The 17,147-nt window shown below is 72.7% G+C and carries 14 protein-coding genes; 3 read left to right on the top strand and 11 right to left on the bottom strand.

The features are described from left to right. Positions 1-22: 22 nt before the first annotated feature. Entirely contained in the window at positions 23-979 is a 957-nt protein-coding gene (locus IE134_RS27795) for a bifunctional riboflavin kinase/FAD synthetase (RefSeq protein WP_030715788.1), read from the top strand. A 49-nt stretch (positions 980-1,028) separates the two neighbouring features. Further along, positions 1,029-2,159, top strand: a complete 1,131-nt coding sequence (locus IE134_RS27790) for an XdhC family protein (RefSeq protein ID WP_030715790.1) — start codon at positions 1,029-1,031, stop codon at positions 2,157-2,159. Here the strand turns inward: IE134_RS27790 and IE134_RS27785 are convergent, their stop codons facing one another. Continuing rightward, on the bottom strand, positions 2,160-3,476 hold the full coding sequence (locus IE134_RS27785) for an MFS transporter (RefSeq protein WP_030715792.1): 1,317 nt from the start codon (positions 3,474-3,476) through the stop codon (positions 2,160-2,162). Next, entirely contained in the window at positions 3,473-4,108 is a 636-nt protein-coding gene (locus IE134_RS27780) for an ArsR/SmtB family transcription factor (protein WP_030715795.1), read from the bottom strand. Before IE134_RS27780 ends, IE134_RS27785 begins: the two co-directional genes overlap by 4 nt. 173 nt (positions 4,109-4,281) lie before the next feature. Here IE134_RS27780 and IE134_RS27775 point away from each other — a divergent pair, with 173 nt between their 5' ends. Next, positions 4,282-4,842: a dihydrofolate reductase family protein gene (locus IE134_RS27775; RefSeq protein ID WP_189432069.1), complete on the top strand. Its 561-nt coding sequence runs from the start codon at positions 4,282-4,284 to the stop codon at positions 4,840-4,842. Between the two features lie 10 nt (positions 4,843-4,852). On the opposite strand, the gene IE134_RS27770 is transcribed toward IE134_RS27775, so the two are convergent. From IE134_RS27770 to eccE, 9 genes are all read right to left on the bottom strand, one after another. Then, positions 4,853-5,881: an oligopeptide/dipeptide ABC transporter ATP-binding protein gene (locus tag IE134_RS27770; RefSeq protein WP_030715801.1), complete on the bottom strand. Its 1,029-nt coding sequence runs from the start codon at positions 5,879-5,881 to the stop codon at positions 4,853-4,855. Next, entirely contained in the window at positions 5,878-7,008 is a 1,131-nt protein-coding gene (locus IE134_RS27765; RefSeq protein ID WP_126930666.1) for an ABC transporter ATP-binding protein, read from the bottom strand. Before IE134_RS27765 ends, IE134_RS27770 begins: the two co-directional genes overlap by 4 nt. Beyond that, positions 7,005-7,970 carry an ABC transporter permease gene (locus IE134_RS27760; RefSeq protein WP_189432067.1) on the bottom strand — a complete coding sequence of 322 codons (966 nt, stop codon included), beginning with the start codon at positions 7,968-7,970 and terminating at the stop codon, positions 7,005-7,007. Before IE134_RS27760 ends, IE134_RS27765 begins: the two co-directional genes overlap by 4 nt. Continuing rightward, positions 7,967-9,058: an ABC transporter permease gene (locus tag IE134_RS27755; RefSeq protein ID WP_098019724.1), complete on the bottom strand. Its 1,092-nt coding sequence runs from the start codon at positions 9,056-9,058 to the stop codon at positions 7,967-7,969. Before IE134_RS27755 ends, IE134_RS27760 begins: the two co-directional genes overlap by 4 nt. Before the next feature lie 3 nt (positions 9,059-9,061). After that, on the bottom strand, positions 9,062-10,939 hold the full coding sequence (locus tag IE134_RS27750) for an ABC transporter substrate-binding protein (RefSeq protein WP_030715814.1): 1,878 nt from the start codon (positions 10,937-10,939) through the stop codon (positions 9,062-9,064). A 218-nt stretch (positions 10,940-11,157) separates the two neighbouring features. Beyond that, positions 11,158-14,301 carry an SCO5717 family growth-regulating ATPase gene (locus tag IE134_RS27745; protein WP_189432065.1) on the bottom strand — a complete coding sequence of 1,048 codons (3,144 nt, stop codon included), beginning with the start codon at positions 14,299-14,301 and terminating at the stop codon, positions 11,158-11,160. Between the two features lie 360 nt (positions 14,302-14,661). Continuing rightward, positions 14,662-14,895 (bottom strand): DUF397 domain-containing protein, encoded by a 234-nt coding sequence (locus IE134_RS27740; RefSeq protein ID WP_010061864.1) that lies wholly within the window; start codon positions 14,893-14,895, stop codon positions 14,662-14,664. 86 nt (positions 14,896-14,981) lie between these two features. Beyond that, positions 14,982-15,692 carry a hypothetical protein gene (locus tag IE134_RS27735; protein ID WP_010061862.1) on the bottom strand — a complete coding sequence of 237 codons (711 nt, stop codon included), beginning with the start codon at positions 15,690-15,692 and terminating at the stop codon, positions 14,982-14,984. Further along, on the bottom strand, positions 15,689-17,053 hold the full coding sequence (gene eccE / locus IE134_RS27730) for a type VII secretion protein EccE (protein ID WP_030715825.1): 1,365 nt from the start codon (positions 17,051-17,053) through the stop codon (positions 15,689-15,691). Before eccE ends, IE134_RS27735 begins: the two co-directional genes overlap by 4 nt. Positions 17,054-17,147 lie beyond the last annotated feature (94 nt).

Here is a 17,147-nt window from a genome sequence, read left to right as displayed (position 1 = left end):
GTTCGGGCGAGGAGCGGTCACAGTGCAGCGCTGGCGTGGCTTGGAGGACATCCCCCAGGACTGGGGACGCAGCGTCGTCACCATCGGCTCCTACGACGGCGTGCACCGCGGCCACCAGCTGATCATCGGCCGGGCCGTCGAGCGCGCCCGTGAGCTGGGCGTCCCGTCGGTCGTCGTCACCTTCGACCCGCACCCCAGCGAGGTCGTCCGCCCCGGCAGCCACCCGCCGCTGCTCGCCCCGCACCACCGCCGCGCGGAGCTGATGGCGGAGCTGGGCGTGGACGCCCTGCTGATCCTGCCGTTCACCGCCGAATTCTCGAAGCTGTCGCCCGCCGACTTCATCGCGAAGGTCCTCGTCGACCGCCTCCACGCCAAGGCCGTCATCGAGGGCCCCAACTTCCGCTTCGGCCACAAGGCCGCGGGGAACGTCGCGCTGCTGACCGAGCTGGGCGCCACCTACGACTACACCGTCGAGGTCATCGACCTGTACGTCACCGGAGAGGCGGGCGGCGGACAGCCGTTCTCCTCCACGCTCACCCGCCGCCTGATCGCCGAGGGCGACGTCGCCGGAGCCGCCGAGATCCTCGGCCGCCCGCACCGGGTCGAGGGCATCGTCGTGCGCGGCGCGCAGCGCGGCCGCGAGCTGGGCTTCCCGACGGCCAACGTCGAGACCCTGCCGCACACCGCGATCCCCGCCGACGGCGTGTACGCCGGCTGGCTGGAGGTGGACGGCGAGTCGATGCCCGCCGCGATCTCGGTCGGCACGAACCCGCAGTTCGACGGCACCGAGCGGACGGTGGAGGCGTACGCCATCGACCGCGTCGACCTCGACCTCTACGGGCTGCACGTGGCCGTCGACTTCCTCGCGTACGTCCGCGGCATGCTGAAGTTCGACTCGATCGACGACCTCCTGGTCGCCATGGCCGCCGATGTGAAGCGCTCCAGCGAGCTGACCGCCGCGTACGACCGCACCCACTGACGTACGCCGGGGGAATGCGTCCCGCCCCCGGACGACGGATGCTGACAGGGTGCGCGACATCCTGCCCGACCTCCGCTCCCGGTGCGCCGACGGCGTCCCCCTCGCCCTGGCGACCGTCGTCGCCGTGCACGGCAGCGCGCCCCGCGACCCCGGCGCCGTCATGGCCGTCGACGCGGCGGGCACGGTGGTGGGCAGCGTCTCCGGGGGCTGCGTCGAGGGCGATCTGTACGAGGTCGCCCGCGAGGTCCTCGCCGGTGCGGGGCCGCGCGTGGTGGCGTACGGGATCAGCGACGACGAGGCGTTCGGCGTCGGGCTGACGTGCGGCGGCACCATCGAGGTGCTGGTGCGCCCCTACGTCTCCGCAGCCGAACTGGCGGATCTCGCCGCTCTCCTGGACGTGATCGCCGACGACCGTCCGGTGGCCGAGGCGACCGTCCTGTCCGGCGCGGCGGAGACCGGGGCCCGCCTGGTGGTCCGCCCCTCCGACGCCGGGCCCACCACCGGCACGCTCGGCTCCGAGGGGCTCGACGCCGCCGTCACCGACGACGCCCGCGGCCTGCTGGCCCAGGGCCACACCACGATCCAGTGGTACGGGGCGCACGGTCAGCGCCGGATGCAGGAGGTGGCCGTCTTCATCCGGACGTACGCCCCGCCGCCGCGCATGCTCGTCTTCGGCGCGATCGACCACGCGGCCGCCACCGCCCGCATCGGCTCGTTCCTCGGCTACCGGGTCACCGTCTGCGACGCCCGCCCCGCCTTCGCCACCCGGGAACGCTTCCCCACGGCCGACGAGGTGGTCCGCGCCTGGCCGCACACCTACCTGGCGTCCACCGAGGTCGACGCCCGCACGGTGATCTGCGTCCTCACCCACGACCCGAAGTTCGACGTCCCCCTGCTCCTCGCGGCCCTGCGCACGCCCGCCGCGTACATCGGAGTCATGGGCAGCCGCCGCACCCACCACGACCGGCTCGCCCGGCTGCGCGAGGCCGGGGCGGACGAGGCGGCCCTCGCCCGCCTCGCCTCACCCGTGGGCCTCGACCTCGGAGCCCGTACGCCGGAGGAGACGGCGGTCTCCATCGCCGCCGAGGTCATCCAGCACCGCTGGGGCGGGACGGGACGGCCGCTGGGGGAGCTGACGGGGGCGATCCACCACCCCGGCGGGCCCGCCGGCCCGCGGTGATCAGGGCACCGTCTGCGCACCGTCCCGAGCCGCGTTCTCCCGTTGTGCGCCGTTCTCGCGGGAGCGGTCCATGCCCCGCCACTCCGGCCGCAGCCCGGCCAGGGTGGTGGTGAGGAAATAGGCCGCCCCGCAGACGAGCAGCACCGGAGTCAGCCCGGCGGCCGTCACCGCCGCCCCGGCGAGCAGCCCGCCGAGCGGGATGCCGGACCAGGCCAGCGAGTCCCCGAGGGCGTTGACCCGGCCCAGCATCCGGCGCGGCACGCGCTCGACGAACACAGCGCCCAGGACGGGGTTGATGAACCCGGCCCCGAACCCGCTGACGGCGAAGACGGCCAGCACCACGGCCAGGGGGGCGTCCACCGCGAGGACCAGGAACCTCGGGGCCCCGGCCAGCAGGAACCCGAGGAGGAACACCGCCCTGCGGGGCAGCCGGTGGGCGGCCATCGCGGCGATGAGGCTCCCGCCGACCGCTGCGGCCCCCAAAGCCGTGCTGACCAGGCCGATCGCCGCCGGGCCGTTCCCTGACTCCTCGGCCCACACAGGGACCATGAGGGTGGTCAGCGCGGCGTCCAGCAGGTTGGTGATCCCGACCACGACGATCACGGCGAGGAGCAACGGCTCGCCCCGCAGGAAGGTGAAGCCCTCGCCGAACCGTCGCCAGTAGCCCGGTTCCTGGGCGTCGGCGGATGCTGACGGGTCCACGGCCGGACGCCCCATGCCGCGCGGCAGCGCGACCGCGACGATCACCGAACCGAGGACGAAGCAGCCCGCGTTGACGACCAGACCGGTCATGGGCCCGAGCAGCGCCACCAGAGCACCGCCCGCCGCCGGGCCGATGGTGGAGGCGAGCCGTTCGATCACTCCGGACAGGCCCATGGCCCGCTCCAGAGGTGTTCCGGCGCGCTCGGCGGCCTCCGGGACCATGACCTCTTTTGCCAGGTCGCCCGGACCGCGCGCGGCCCCGATCAGGGCGACCAGGCCCAGCAGGACGGGGAAGGAGAGCAGGTCCAGGGTGTGCAGGAGAGGGATCGACGCGGCGGCGGCCGCGCTCACCAGGTCCGTGGTCCAGGAGACGGTCCGGGGGCCCGTGCGGTCCACCAGTGGGCCGGACAACGCCTTGACCAGGACGTACGGCGCCATCTCGCAGAAGGCGACCAGCCCGGTCCGGGTGGCGCTGCCCGTGCTGACGAGGACGAACCAGGGCAGGGCGATCAGGGAGATCCGGGTGCCGGTGACGGAAGCGGCGATGGCCGCCAGTACCCCGGCCAGCGGCCGTAAGGACCGCTTGCCCGATAGGGCGGGTCCTTCGTGCGTCACGGTGTCTCCTCTTCCGGGGCGGGCGTGTTCAGCTCAGGCAGGATGTGCGTGATGAGGCCGACGCGCTCCGCACCCGCCGGGGCGGTCGCCGCGTTCTCCGGGGTGTCCCGCCGGTAGCGGCCGATCACGTCCCCCAACTCCTGGTAGAGCGCGGCGGTTTCCTCGGGAGTGAGCCGCAGCACCCAGTCGCTCAGATCGAACCGCTCCCGCCAGACGCGGGGCATCGTCTGGAGTTCGTTCAGCGTCTGCCGGGTGCGCAGGGCGTAGATGGAGGCGACGGACTGCTGGTAGGCGAGGGCGGCCTCCGGTTCCCGCTCGGCCAGCTCCGGGTCGTTGAACCAGGTCGACCGGTGCACCGAACGCCACCAGCGCTCGCGGGCGTTGCCGCGCTCCGTGTCCTCCTCGACGAAGCCCGCCGCGCCGAGTTGGCGCAGGTGGTAGCTGGCCGTTCCGGAGTTCACCCCCAGCCGCTCCGCGAGCCGGGTGGCCGTGGACGGGCCGTGCTTCCGCAGCAGCCCGACCACCTGCACACGGACCGGATGCGCCATGGCGCGCAGCCCCTTGGCGTCGAGGACGACCGATCCCTCGTCCAGTGAGGGGTCGTCGGAAGGGTGCGGTGTGTGGTCTGTCATGCGGCAGACTCTAGACCGCAAAGAGTTCTTCGCAAAGGATTCTTCGCGAAGAACTCTTTGCGGTCTGTGGTGGCGCTGGTGCCGACGCATGCCGACCGATGAATTCCGCGAGGCGCGGCGGTCATCATCTGCGGGACCGCCGGAAGGCGCGCGTCCGTACCGAAGGAGACGCCGTGGCCAAGCTCATCTACTCCATGATCACCTCGCTCGACGGCTACGCCGAGGCGGCGGAGGGCGGTCTCGGCACGGGGGCCGAGGATCCGGAGGTCCACACCTTTGTCAACGACCTCTTCCGGCCGGTCGGCACCTACCTCTACGGCCGGCGGATGTACGAGACGATGGTCTACTGGGAGACGGCGCTCGACGAGCCCGGCCAGCCGCCGCACATCGCGCAGTACGCCCGCGACTGGCAGGCCGCCGAGAAGGTCGTGTACTCCACGACGCTCGACGCGGTCTCCAGCGCGAAGACCCGCATCGAGCCGTCCTTCGACCCGGACGCGGTACGCCGCCTGAAGGCCGAGGCGGACGCCGACCTCACCGTCGACGGCCCGAACCTCGCGGCTCAGGCCATCGCGGCAGGTCTGGTGGACGAGTACCACCTGTTCATCACCACGAGCGTGGTCGGGGGCGGCAAGCGGTTCTTCCCCGACGGCGTGCGCCTCGACCTCGAACTGGTCGAGGAGCGCGCCTTCGCCGCGAGCGGGCTGATCTACGCCCGCTACCGGACCCGTTGAGCGCCCGGCCTCAGCTCGTCGCCGCCTCGACGGGCCCACCGCACGCCGCCGCCCAGTGGCACGCCACCTGGGCGTCCCCGCCCCCGTTCAGCACCGGCAGATCCACCGTGCGGCAGGCCTCCGCCACTCCCGCCCGCTCCGCCTCGCCCGAGGCCAGGACCTGGCAGCGGACGTGGAACCGGCAGCCGGAAGGCACCTTCGAGGGGTCCGGCGGCTCGCCGGCCAGCACCACGGGTTCGCCCTCGGCCTCCGGGAGGACGGACAGCAGGGCCCGGGTGTACGGGTGCTGAGGGGCCGTGAGCAGTTGTTCGACCGGGCCCGTCTCGACGATCCGGCCCAGATACATCACCGCCACCCGGTCCGCGATGTTCCAGGCGAGCCCCAGGTCGTGGGTCACCACCAGCGCCGAGAGCCCCAGCTCGTCCCGCAGGCGCAGCAGGAGCGCCAGGATCTCGCCCCGTACCGACGCGTCCAGCGAGGCCACCGGCTCGTCGGCCACGATCAGCTCCGGCTCCAGCACCAGGGCCCCGGCGATCACGACGCGCTGGCGCTGACCGCCCGACAGCTCGTGCGGGAAGCGCAGGAAGAACCGCTCCGGGGGGCGCAGACCGGCCCGGGAGAGGGCATCCGAGACGGCCGCCCGCTCGTCACCCGCGTACCCGTGGATGCGCAGGCCCTCCGCCACCGCGTCGTACACCGTGTGCCGGGGGTTGAGCGAGCCGCTCGGGTCCTGGAGGACCAGTTGTACGCGTTTGCGGTACGCCTTCAGCGCCCGGCCCGTGTAGTCGAGCGGGGCGCCCCCGAAGGTGACCCTCCCCGAGGTGGGCGGGACCAGACCGAGCAGGGAACGGGCCAGCGTCGTCTTTCCGCAGCCGGACTCGCCGACCAGCGCGACGATCTCGCCGGGCCGGATGTCCAGGTCGACGCCGTCGACGGCCCGGGCGGTGGCGGCCCCCCGCCGGCCGGGGAACGCGACCTTCAGCTCCTCGGCGCTGAGGAGGGGGGCGGTGCTGACGAGGGGCGAGGGCGTGGTGCTCAAGAGGTGCTCCTTGCTTCGTCGTCCCCGGGCTGTGCGCCGTCCGCGCGTACGCCCTTGGCATCGGGCCCTGTGCCGTGCGGGTGTGCGCCGTCCACGTCCACCAGGACGCAGGCCGCCCGGCGCTCCGCCCCGGCCTCCCGCAGCTCCTGGTCCTCGGTGTCGCAGACGTCCAGCGCCACCGGGCACCGCGGATGGAACGTGCAGCCGCCCGGCAGCGCGGCCGGGTCCGGCGGGTCGCCGGGCAGCCCGCGCGGGGCGTGCCGCGAGGACAGGTCCCCGATCCTCGGGAACGCGGCGGAGAGGGCCTTGCCGTACGGGTGACGGGCGTCCGTGTACACCTCCGCCGCCGGGCCCTCCTCCACGACCCGGCCCGCGTACATCACCGAGAGCCGGTCGCAGGTGTCGGCGAGCACCGCGAGGTCGTGGCTGATCATGATCAGGCCGACGTTCTGGTCGGACACCAGCTGCTCGATCAGGCGCAGGATCTGCGCCTGGATCATCACGTCCAGCGCGGTCGTCGGCTCGTCCGCCACGATCAGCCGCGGATCGCAGGCGAGCGCCATCGCGATCATCACGCGCTGGCGCTGCCCGCCGGACAGCTCGTGCGGATAGGCCTGCGCGCGGGCGGCGGGCAGGCCCACCTGTTCCAGCAGCTCACCGGCGCGCTTGCGGGCGGCGGCCGGGGTGGCCTTGCTGTGCAGGAGGATCGGCTCGGCGATCTGGTCGCCGATCCGGTGCACGGCGTTCAGCGAGTGCATCGCGCCCTGGAAGACGATCGACGCGCCCGCCCAGCGGACCGCCCGCAGCCGCCCCCACTTCATGGTGAGGACGTCCTCGCCGTCGAGCAGGATCTCGCCCGTCAGCTTCGCCGTCGCGGGCAGGAGGCGGAGCAGGGCCAGGGCCAGGGTGGACTTCCCACAGCCGGACTCCCCGGCGATGCCGAGCTTCTGCCCGGCCTCGACCCGCAGATCGACTCCCCGTACGGCGGGGACGGCGTCGGCCCCGCCGCCGTAGGTGACGGTCAGATTCCGCACCTCCAGGAGCGGGGGATCGCCGACCGGCTCCGACAGGCCGGGCGATCCCGACGGGTCCGGGTTCGGCGTGGTGGTCGTGGTCGTCGCGGTCAACGGGACACCCCCAGCTTGGGGTTGAGCACGGACTCGATGGTGCGGCCGCACAGCGTGAAGGCGAGGGCGACGACGGCGATGGCGAGTCCGGGCGGAGCGAGGTACCACCAGTTGCCGGAGCTGACCGCGCCGGCCTCACGGGCGTCCTGGAGCAGGCCGCCCCACGAGACGATCGTGGGATCGCTGAGCCCGAGGAAGGCGAGGGTCGCCTCGGTGAGGATGGCGGTGGAGATCACGAGCGTGGTCTGCGCCAGCACCAGCGGCATGACGTTGGGCAGGACGTGCCGCGACATGATGTGCCCGTGACCGCCGCCGAGCGCCCGCGAGCGTTCGATGTACGGGCGGGATTCGACGGACAGCGTCTGGGCGCGGACCAGCCGGGCGGTCGTCGGCCAGGTCGTCACGCCGATCGCCAGGATCGTCGTCCAGATCGACCGGGAGAGGACCGTGGCCAGGGCGATGGCCAGCACGAGGGTCGGCATCACCAGGAACCAGTCCGTCACCCGCATGATGACGGTGGCGTACCAGCCCTTGAAGTGGCCCGCGGTGATCCCGATCAGGGTGCCGATCGCCACCGACAGGAAGGCGGCGAGCAGCCCGACCGTCAGCGACACCCGCGTGCCCCACAGCATCAGGGCCAGCAGGCTGCGCCCGAACTGGTCGGTCCCGAGCGGGAATGCACCGCTCGGCTCCTCCAGCGGGCCGCCCGGGGCGTTCGTCACGCTCTGCGAGTCGGCCCCGACCAGCAGCGGGGCCGTCAGCGCCAGCAGGGCGATCACCGCGAGCACGGCGAGCCCGACGAGGCCGGCGCGGTGCGTGCGGTACTGCCGCCAGAAGCGGGCCACCGCCTGCCGCCGCCGGGCCCGGGTCAGGGCGCGGGGGCTCTGTGCCCGTACGCCCTCGGGGGGCTTGCGGGAGTCCGGCTCCTGCGGTTCGGAGGGCTTCTCCATCGACGTCGTCATCGGCCCACCCGGGGATCGAGCAGCGGATAGATCACATCGGCCAGCGTGTTCATCAGGATCACCGCGGCGGCGAACACGAAGAACAGCGCCTGCACCAATGGCAGGTCGGGCACGCTCAGCGCCTGGTAGAAGAGACCGCCGAGACCCGGCCAGGAGAACACCGTCTCCACCAGGATCGCCCCCGCCACCGTCGTACCGAGGTTCACGAAGAGCAGGGTGACGGTGGGCAGCATCGCGTTCGGCACGGCGTGCCTGCGGCGCACGAGGTCGTCGCGCAGCCCCTTGGCGCGGGCCGTCGTCAGGTAGTCGCTGCCCATCTCGTCCAGCAGCGAGGAACGCATCACCAACAGGGTGCGCGCGTACTCCACGGCGACCAGTGTGACGACGGGCAGCACCAGGTGGTGGGCGATGTCCAGCACCCGGTCGAAGCCCTCCGTGTCGCCGGACTCCATGCCTCCGGTCGGGAACATCCCGGGGATCGGGCCGATGCCCACCGACAGGGTGATGATGAGGAGCAGACCGAGCCAGAACGAGGGCACCGAGTACAGCGTCAGCGCGAGCGCCGTGTTGGCCCGGTCTCCGGCACTGCCGTTGCGCCACGCGGAGCGCGCGCCCAGCCAGATGCCGAGCAGCGTGTAGATGACGAAGGCGGTGCCGGTCAGCAGCAGGGTGGCGGGCAGCGCCTCGGTGATCTTGTCGACGACCGGGGCGCGGAACTGGTACGACGTACCGAAGTCGCCGGTCAGCGCCTTGCCGCAGTACTGCGTGAACTGCTGCCACAGAGGGAGGTCGAGCCCGAACTCACGGCGCATCGCCGCGATCTGTTCGGTCGACACCTGACGGCCGCCGGTCATCTGCTTGACCGGGTCGCCGGGGATCAGCCGGAAGAGGAAGAAGCTGGTGACGAGGACGGCGAAGAGGGAGACGGCCGCCCCGGCGAGCTTGCCCGCCACGTAGCGGGCGTAGGCGGCCGTACTGCGGGAGCGCGGGGAGCGGGCCGACGGCCCGGCCGGAGCCGGGCCGCCGGATTCGGTGCTCTCCACGCCCGCCGCGCCCTTCAGCAGGGCGGGAGTGCTTTCTGAGCTCATGGACTATTCACGGTCTTCCGCGGTGGAGCGGCGACGCATGGCGAACAGCAGTCCGCCACCGGCGAGGACGACGACGGCGATCCCGACCCCGACGAGCACCCCGGTGGAGGAGCCACCGGAGTCGGAGGAACCGGACGAGGAGGCCCCGGCGGCCGGGACCGCCGACCACCAGCTCCAGTAACCGTCCTGGCCGTAGATGTTGCCCGCGGCCGACGGCATGGTGGTGATGGACTCGATGTGGTCGGTGCGGTAGGCCTCGACGGCATTCGGGTACGCCATGACGTTCATGTACCCGGTGTCGTACAGCCGCGACTCCAGTTGCTTGACCAGATCCGCCCGCTTGGCGGGGTCGTACTCCGCCAGTTGCTTCTTGTAGAGGTCGTCGTACTGCTTGTCGCAGATGAAGTTGTCCGTCGCGGCCGACTCCTTCGCCTTGGCCGGCAGGGCGGCGCAGGTGTGGATGGAGAGGACGAAGTCGGGGTCGGGGTTGACGGACCAGCCGTCGAAGGCGAGGTCGTACTCACCGGCGTACCAGGGGTCGGAAACGTTGTCGAGGCAGTCGACCTTCAGCCCGATGCCCTGCTCGCCCCACCACTCCTGGAGGTACTTGCCGATCGCCTTGTCGTTGGGGTCGGTGGCGTGGCAGAGGATACGGAAGTCGAGCGGCTTGCCGTCCTTGCCGACGCGCTTGCCCGCGCCGTTCTTCTTGTACCCGGCCTCGTCGAGGAGGGAGGCCGCCTTCGCCGGGTCGTAGGCAAGCTTCTGGCCGTCCGCCGGCTTCCAGAAGTAGTCGCCGAAGCGCGGCGGGATGTAACCCTCGCCCTCGACGGCGTGGCCCTGGAACACCTTGTCGATGATCGTCTTGCGGTCGACCGCCATGAACAGCGCGTGCCGCACCTTCTGGTCCAGGAGCGCCGGGTGGCCGTCGCCGAACTTCTGCCCGTCCTTGGTCCGCGCCCCGGGGTTGACGGCGAGCGCGAAGAAGCGGCGGCCCGGCGCGTCGTTCACCTTGATGTCCGGGGCCTTCTCCAGCGAGGCGGACTGGGCGGGCGTCAGGCTGGGGCTGCCCGCGACGAAGGAGACCTCACCCTTGCGCAGGGCGGCCACGGCCGCGTCCTGGTCCTTGTAGTAGCGGAAGACCAGCTCGTCGAACTTGGGCGACCCGCGCCAGAAGTCCTTGTTGGCCTTCAGCTTCACATAGCTGTCGACCTTGTAGTCCGTCAGGATGAACGGACCGTTCCCCACGACGGGGAAGTCCTTGTCGTTGTTGAACTTCGAGAAGTCGCCGACCTTCTCCCAGACGTGCCGGGGCACGATCGGAACGTCGAGCGCGGCCATCGTGGCCTGCGGCTCCTTGAGCTTGATGACCAGCTTGTCCTTGCTGGGGGCGGTCACCTTCTCGAAGTTGCCGACGAAGCTGCCGTTGGAGGTGGCCGCGCCCTCGTCGGTCATCATCTTGTTGAACGTCCAGGCCGCGTCCTCGGCGGTGGCCTGCTGCCCGTCGGACCACTTCGAGTCCGAGCGGATCGTGTACGTCCAGGTCAGCTTGTCCGCGGAGGGCTCCCATGCGGTGGCGAGGCCCGGGATCGCCTTGTTGTCCTTGGCGTCGTAGTTGGTGAGGTAGTCGTACATCAGCCGGTGGATGCTCGTGCTGACGAGCCGCTGCGCCAGGAACGGGCTGAGGGAGTCGACGCTCTGCGCGACGGCGACCGTGAGCGTCGTCTTCCCGTCGTCGGCGCGGGCCTCGGAGGGCGCGGGCGCGAGCGGGTTGCCCGGGACGACGGACCCGGCGGCGAGCGCCAGGGCGGCCGCTCCGGAGGCCAGCAGGAGGCGTAGGCGTCGGCGTGGCCGGACGGAGTGGTGAGGAACTCTTGTGACCATGGACGGGGACCTCGCGTCATCACTCGCTGAAGAAGGCGGGCAGATCTCTGGTTCGCCAGTTGGTGATGCGAAGGTTTATCAGCGGTGGTCGAGCCTCGTCAACGGTGTGTCAAACCGCGTGTGGGCTGCGGGAATGCGGAAGGGCTCGCACCGCGTGAGCGATGCGAGCCCTCATTGGTCTAAACCACTTCGGCCGTTTCGGCGGCCCTTCCGCCGGCCTACTGCTGCGGTGCCGGCGGCGGCTGCGGAGGCGTCTGCTGCCAGCCGGCCGGAGGCACGGGGCCCTGCAGATCGGGCTGGCCTGCCGGGTTGGCCTGTCCGCCCTGCTGCTCCGGCTGCCCCTGCTGCGGCACGCCGGCCCCGGGCGCACCGGGCCCGCCCGGCGGGGGAGGCGACTGCTGCCACCCGTTCTGCGGTCCGCCCGGTGCCGGCTGCGGCGGGTAGGGGGCCTGGGGTGCGCCCGGCTGACCGGCCGTCTGATATCCCCCGTACGGCGGCTGCCCGCCGTAGGGCTGACCGCTGTAGGGCTGCTGGCCCTGCTGCGGCTGGCCGGGGTGCTGCGGCTGGTGGGGATGCCCGGGGTGCTGCGGCTGCGGGGCCTGCTGCGGGTAGGGCTGGCCGGGGCCGGGCTGCTGCGGCGCGTACGGCTGCTGACCGGGGATCTGCTGACCCGGGGTCTGCCGGCCGGGGAACTGGTGGCCAGGGACCGGCTGTCCTGCTGCGGGCTGTCCGGGCATCGGCTGACCGGGGGCACCCGGCTGGGCCGGGACCTGCTGGCCCGGGGCCGGGTAGCCCTGCTGGCCGGGCATCGGCGGGGCGAACTGCGGCGGTGGGTTCTGGCCGTCCGCCGTCCACAGCCCCTGCTGCTGCTGGGCCCGCGCGAAGTCCTCGGCCACCAGCGCCGAGAGGTGGAAGTACGCCTCACGGGTCTTGGGCCGCATCATGTCGAGGTCGACCTCGGCGCCCGCCGCCAGGTGCTCGTCGAACGGCACGACGACGACGCCGCGGCAGCGCGTCTCGAAGTGCTGCACGATGTCGTCCACCTTGATCATCTTGCCGGTCTCGCGGACCCCGGAGATGACGGTGAGCGAACGCTGCACCAGGTCCGCGTACCCGTGCGCCGAGAGCCAGTCCAGCGTCGTGGAGGCGCTGGAGGCGCCGTCGACCGAGGGGGTCGAGATGATGATCAGCTGGTCGGCGAGGTCGAGGACCCCGCGCATCGCGCTGTAGAGCAGCCCGGTGCCCGAGTCGGTGAGGATGATCGGGTACTGCTTGCCGAGGACCTCGATCGCGCGCCGGTAGTCCTCGTCGTTGAACGTGGTCGAGACGGCCGGGTCCACGTCGTTGGCGATGATCTCCAGACCGGAGGGCGCCTGCGAGGTGAACCGGCGGATGTCCATGTACGAGTTCAGGTACGGGATCGCCTGGACCAGGTCGCGGATGGTCGCCCCGGTCTCGCGGCGCACGCGGCGGCCCAGCGTGCCGGCGTCCGGGTTGGCGTCGATGGCGAGGATCTTGTCCTGCCGCTCGGTGGCCAGCGTCGAACCGAGGGCGGTGGTCGTGGTGGTCTTGCCCACGCCGCCCTTGAGGCTGATGACGGCGATGCGGTAGCAGGACAGCACCGGCGTACGGATCAGCTCCAGTTTGCGCAGCCGTTCGGCCTCCTCCTTCTTGCCGCCCAGCTTGAACCGGGAGGCGGCGGAGGGGTTGCGGCTGCTCTTGGCCTTCTGCTTGCCCCGCACCAGCCGGTCGGAGGAGAGCTCGACGGCCGCGGTGTACCCGAGCGGGGCGCCCGGCACGGACCGCTCGCGCTGGTCGTGCGCGACGGGGGTGGGCCAGGCGCCGCCCGCCCGCGGGTCGACGGGCTGCTGCTGATGCGGCTGGGCCTGGGCCTGGGCCGGGGGCTGACCTTGCGCCTGGGGCTGGGGCTGCGCTTGGGGCTGCTGCCGGTACGCCTCCGGCTGCTGCGGGGCGACGGGTGCGGGGAGGTTCGGGGTGCCCTGGGCGGGGAAGGGCGCGTGGGGCTGCGGCTGCTGGGGTGCGTGGGGCGGCTGGCCCTGCTGGCCCTGCTGCTGGGGCTGCTGACCCGGCTGGCCGGGCTGCGGGAAGCCGTAGCCGCCCTGTGGCGGGAAGCCGTAACCGCCCGCGTTCTGGGGGGACTGGGGGTGCGCCTGCGGCGGCAGCGGTGCGCCCGGGACCTGGCCGGGGAACGGCTGCTGCTGGTGCGCCTGCGGGGGTGCCTGGGGCGTCTGCGGCGGCTGGGCCGCCGGGCCCGTCTGGGGGAAGCCGTAGCCGCCGGGCGCCTCGTTCGCCGGGGCGGCACCCGGCCACTGCGCCGCGGGCTGCGGTGCGGAGGGCGCCGGAGCGGCCGGCTGGAAGGCGGGCGGCAGGGGCGGCAGCGCGCTGCCCTGTGCGGGCGGCGACCACGGCACCGGTGCGGCGGCGGCCTGCGGGGCGTCGGCGGCGGGCTGCGGCGCGTCCTGGGGCGCGGCGTCCTGCGCGCCCGCGTCCGTAACGGCGGTGTCGGGGGCGGCGGGTGCGTCACCGGCGTCCGGAGTCCGGTCCGTGCCGGTCCCGGCCGCGTCGCCGTCGTTGGGGTCCGAGGCGTCCGCGGAGGCGGCTTCGGTGAGGGAGGCGGGAGAGGCCGACGGCTCGGAGGGCGTATCGGAAGAGGACGTACCGGAAGAGGACGTACCGGAAAGGGAAGCGTCCTCGGAGTCCGTACCGGAGGAGGCCGAGGAGTGGTCCTTCTCGTCGCCCTTCGCATCGGCGTAGGACGCGCTGTCCGCGGCGGAGCCGGAACCGGCCCCGGCGGCGGACGCCGCCGCTTCCGCCTCGCGCTCGGCGATCTCCCGCTTGAGCGCGGCGGGCGAGAACCGCATCGTCGCGCCGCTCTCCACATCGCCACCGCCGAACGGGCCGGCATCCGCGCCCTCCGCAGCCGGAACAGCAGGAGTCGGAGCGGCAGGAGCCTGGGCCTGCGGAGTCTCCGGAGCGGCGGGGGCGGCCGGGGCCTCCTCAGCCGCAGGGGCGACCGGCTCGGCGGGCGCCGACGGAGTGGGCGCCGACGGAGTGGGCGCCGACGGAGTGGGCGCCGGCGGCGCGGGCGCCCAGTTGGGCTCGAAGCCGCCGGGCGTCGCCGACAGGTCGGGCGAGGACAGGGGCGCACCGACCGGCGGCGGAGGGGGTGCCAGATGCGAGCCCGCTCCTCCCGACGAGTCCCCCGCCGCGTTCTGCGTGTACCAGGCGGGAGGGGTGTAGTCGATGGTGAACTCACCCGTCATCTCGGCGGGATCCGCGTCGGACGACTCGTCGACGGGCAGGTCCCATCCGCCGCGGATCTCGTCCCGATCGCCGTTCACTTTGCCTCCTGGTGTGGTCGAGCACCCTTGTGCCGTGGTGGGTGGGGGCGACCGTTCCCGATGTGCCGGTCCGCCCGGCTCTCCCCCTTGCGACGCGCATCACCTGCTCGCAGGTTCTGATGGCGCGCCCCACCCACCCTAATCGCCATCCGGCGAACTCAGGCAGGGCGTAGGGCACGGCAAAAGCCGCCCCACCGGCCCTGTGTCACAGCCCGGTGAACCCCGTGTGAGGGAAGGGCGGTCGCGAGCCGGGCATTACCGGCCATACGCGCACAAGGAGAAGGGGGGAAGGTCATTCCGGCGGCCCGTCCACCACCGCGCCCGGCGTCCCTGCGGTGACGAGACCGCCCGACGCCGGACCTACGTGAGGTCGAACTCACCGTCGCGAGCGCCCAGGACGAACGCCGTCCACTCCGCCTCCGTGTACCGCAGGACGGTGTCCGGGTCCAGCGAGGAACGCATGGCGACGCCGCCGCCCGGCAGATGCGCGATCTCGACGCGCTCCTCGGCCTCCTCGGTGCCCGGGGCGCTGAGCCAGGTCACGTCCGAGATGTCGAGAGCGTAGAGCTCGTCCTTTTCCTGCTGGGTGCCCATGACGGCGTCCCTTCGATCGAACGGATTCGGTGCGTGGTCCATGTTCCCCGGCGGGAAGGGCGTTCGTGGGCCGAACGGGACAGGAATCAGTCCATCCGGCGAGCTGTGCCCAGCAGACCGGTCTCGGCGTCGGTCGGGTTCGTCATCACCCAATGGTGTTCGCGCCCCGCGACCCACAGGGTGACCCCGTCCGCCAGCGTCGGCAGCGCCTCGTACTCGGCGCGCGCGAGCCCCAGGATCCGGCCGATCTGCTCGGCCTCGCCGGGGGAGACCCGCTGGACGCCCACCAGCGCCGAGGACCGCATCAACCGCGGTGCGACGGGGCTCAGATAGGGGAGCAGTGTCAGCACGGACTGCCACGGCGAGGACACCACCCGGCCGCGCGGCGGCCGCATGCCGCAGTCCCGTACGACGACCACGGGGCTGCCCACGGTCGCACCCGTCGGCGGAACGCGGCCCACGTCGTACAGGGACACGCACTCAAGACCGGCGCCCGCCGCCTGGGCGAGCGTCGTCCAGGCTTGGACGCGACCGGTCTCGACCGCCACCCGGGCGCCGGTGCCCGCCGCCCGCAGCGCCAGGACCTGCGCCGTCCACAGCCCGCCGATCAGCGTGACGTCGTACGGCACCGGCCGATGGAACCCGATCAGCTGCGGCTTGTTGTTCGCGTCGTTGCCGATGATCACGCCGTCGTCGCCGACCGGCAGCGACAAGGCGCCCAGATGGTCCGCGGCGACGGTGTGCCCCGCGTGACGGGGGCCGCGCAGCCCGCGCCGGGGCTCGGTCCGGTTGCTCACTGTGCGCCTCCCAGCGGGAGCGTGGCCAGGACACCCGGCAACTGCTCGCGGTCCAGCCGTACCAGACCCACCTTGGCGTGGCGGGCGGCCTGCTCCAACGTCCTTCTCACGCCGATGAGTTCGGTGTCCGAACCGCCGGTGACCCGCACATGGCCGGCCACGCTCGCCGAGCCCTGGAGCGCCCCGCGGCGCACCGTCAGGCTGAACGTCGTCGCGTACGCGGGCACCGACGTCAGCAGCGCGACCAGCTGCGGCAGCGGCGTCGCGCCCCGGCCCAGCTCGGGCCAGCGGTCCACCGCGTACGTGGTGTGCCAGCGGTCGTCGCACCGCCAGACCCGCGACGTCTCCATGGTGCGCCGCTGCGGGGCGGCGTCCGGGCGGCCCGCCCGACCCGACAGGATGGGATTGGCGCACGCGGAGGTGGCCACCGCCGAGTTCAGCTCGTCCTGGTCCAGCACCGCGGCCTGGAAACCGGCGCCCGTGACCCGGCTCGCCACATGGTCGGCGACCCGCACCAGACAGCGCTGCGCCCCCTCCATGCCGCCGCCGCGCGCCTCGATGGCCTCACGGCACAGCTCCGGATCCAGCTTCACCGCCACCCACGTCATCCGCAGGGCGGGCGCACCGGTCTGGTCCTGCAGCGGCGCGTACGAGAGCCGGGCCACCGACTGCTGCGGCAGATGGGGAGCGGGTGCGCACCGCACCTGCTGCACCAACTGCGCCGACTCCGCCACGATGTCGTCCACCGTGAGGGCGTCGCCCAGCAGCGACAGCGGAAGCGACCGGGCGCCGAACGCGGGCCGCAGCGACTCGCCGCTCGCCTCCACCCGCACCACGGCGGTCAGGAACGTACCGTCGCCGAGCATCCCCACCGTCCGGTGGTTCCGGTCGACGTAGACGTGCGGGGCGAAGCCGGGAACGTTCTCGGCGACCGGGGCCAGCATCGGCTCCGCGTCCGCGGACGACGGGGCGGCGGCGGCCCGGCGCCGGGCCCGTAGCCCGAGCGCGCTCGACGCCCAGTCCTGGAGCGCGCGGCCCCGCCGGCGTACCACCGCGAGCGCGACCAGCAGACACAGCAGCACGAGCGAGGGGATCAGCCACGCGCCACCCAGCGCCGCACCCACGGCGGCGATCACGAGACCCACCTCGACGATCACCAGCTGCCGCAGCACCGGGCGCACCCGGTCGGTCCGCGAGATCGAACGCAGGGTCGCCGCGGCGGGCGCGGTCTGCCCGGGGGCGGCGGAACGTGAGGACGGATCGGCGGCCGGTGCGGGCGACTGGTTGCTGCGTTGCCTCCGGGAAGTCCCGGCGGCTCGACGGCCGGCCCGCCCGGTACGCTCGCGCGTAGCTGAACCCATCGCCGCGTTGCCCCCTCGTGTCCGTATTCACCGCTTTTTACACGGGTGTTGATCGGGTCGTCACCCTACCTGAGCACAGGCAGCGGGACCCCAG

This window comes from Streptomyces rubiginosohelvolus, assembly GCF_014649875.1.
Lineage (GTDB): Bacteria > Actinomycetota > Actinomycetes > Streptomycetales > Streptomycetaceae > Streptomyces > Streptomyces rubiginosohelvolus.
The sequence above is the reverse complement of the archived record's forward strand: the minus strand, read 5'-3'. Positions and strand labels throughout refer to the sequence as shown.

Excerpts from the sequence above, each read along its gene's own strand:
- IE134_RS27780 (WP_030715795.1), bottom strand. The coding sequence starts at position 4,108 with ATGACAGACCACACACCGCACCCTTCCGACGACCCCTCACTGGACGAG.
- IE134_RS27750 (WP_030715814.1), bottom strand. The coding sequence starts at position 10,939 with ATGGTCACAAGAGTTCCTCACCACTCCGTCCGGCCACGCCGACGCCTA.
- IE134_RS27740 (WP_010061864.1), bottom strand. The coding sequence starts at position 14,895 with ATGGGCACCCAGCAGGAAAAGGACGAGCTCTACGCTCTCGACATCTCG.
- IE134_RS27755 (WP_098019724.1), bottom strand. The coding sequence starts at position 9,058 with ATGAGCTCAGAAAGCACTCCCGCCCTGCTGAAGGGCGCGGCGGGCGTG.
- IE134_RS27760 (WP_189432067.1), bottom strand. The coding sequence starts at position 7,970 with ATGACGACGTCGATGGAGAAGCCCTCCGAACCGCAGGAGCCGGACTCC.
- eccE (WP_030715825.1), bottom strand. The coding sequence starts at position 17,053 with ATGGGTTCAGCTACGCGCGAGCGTACCGGGCGGGCCGGCCGTCGAGCC.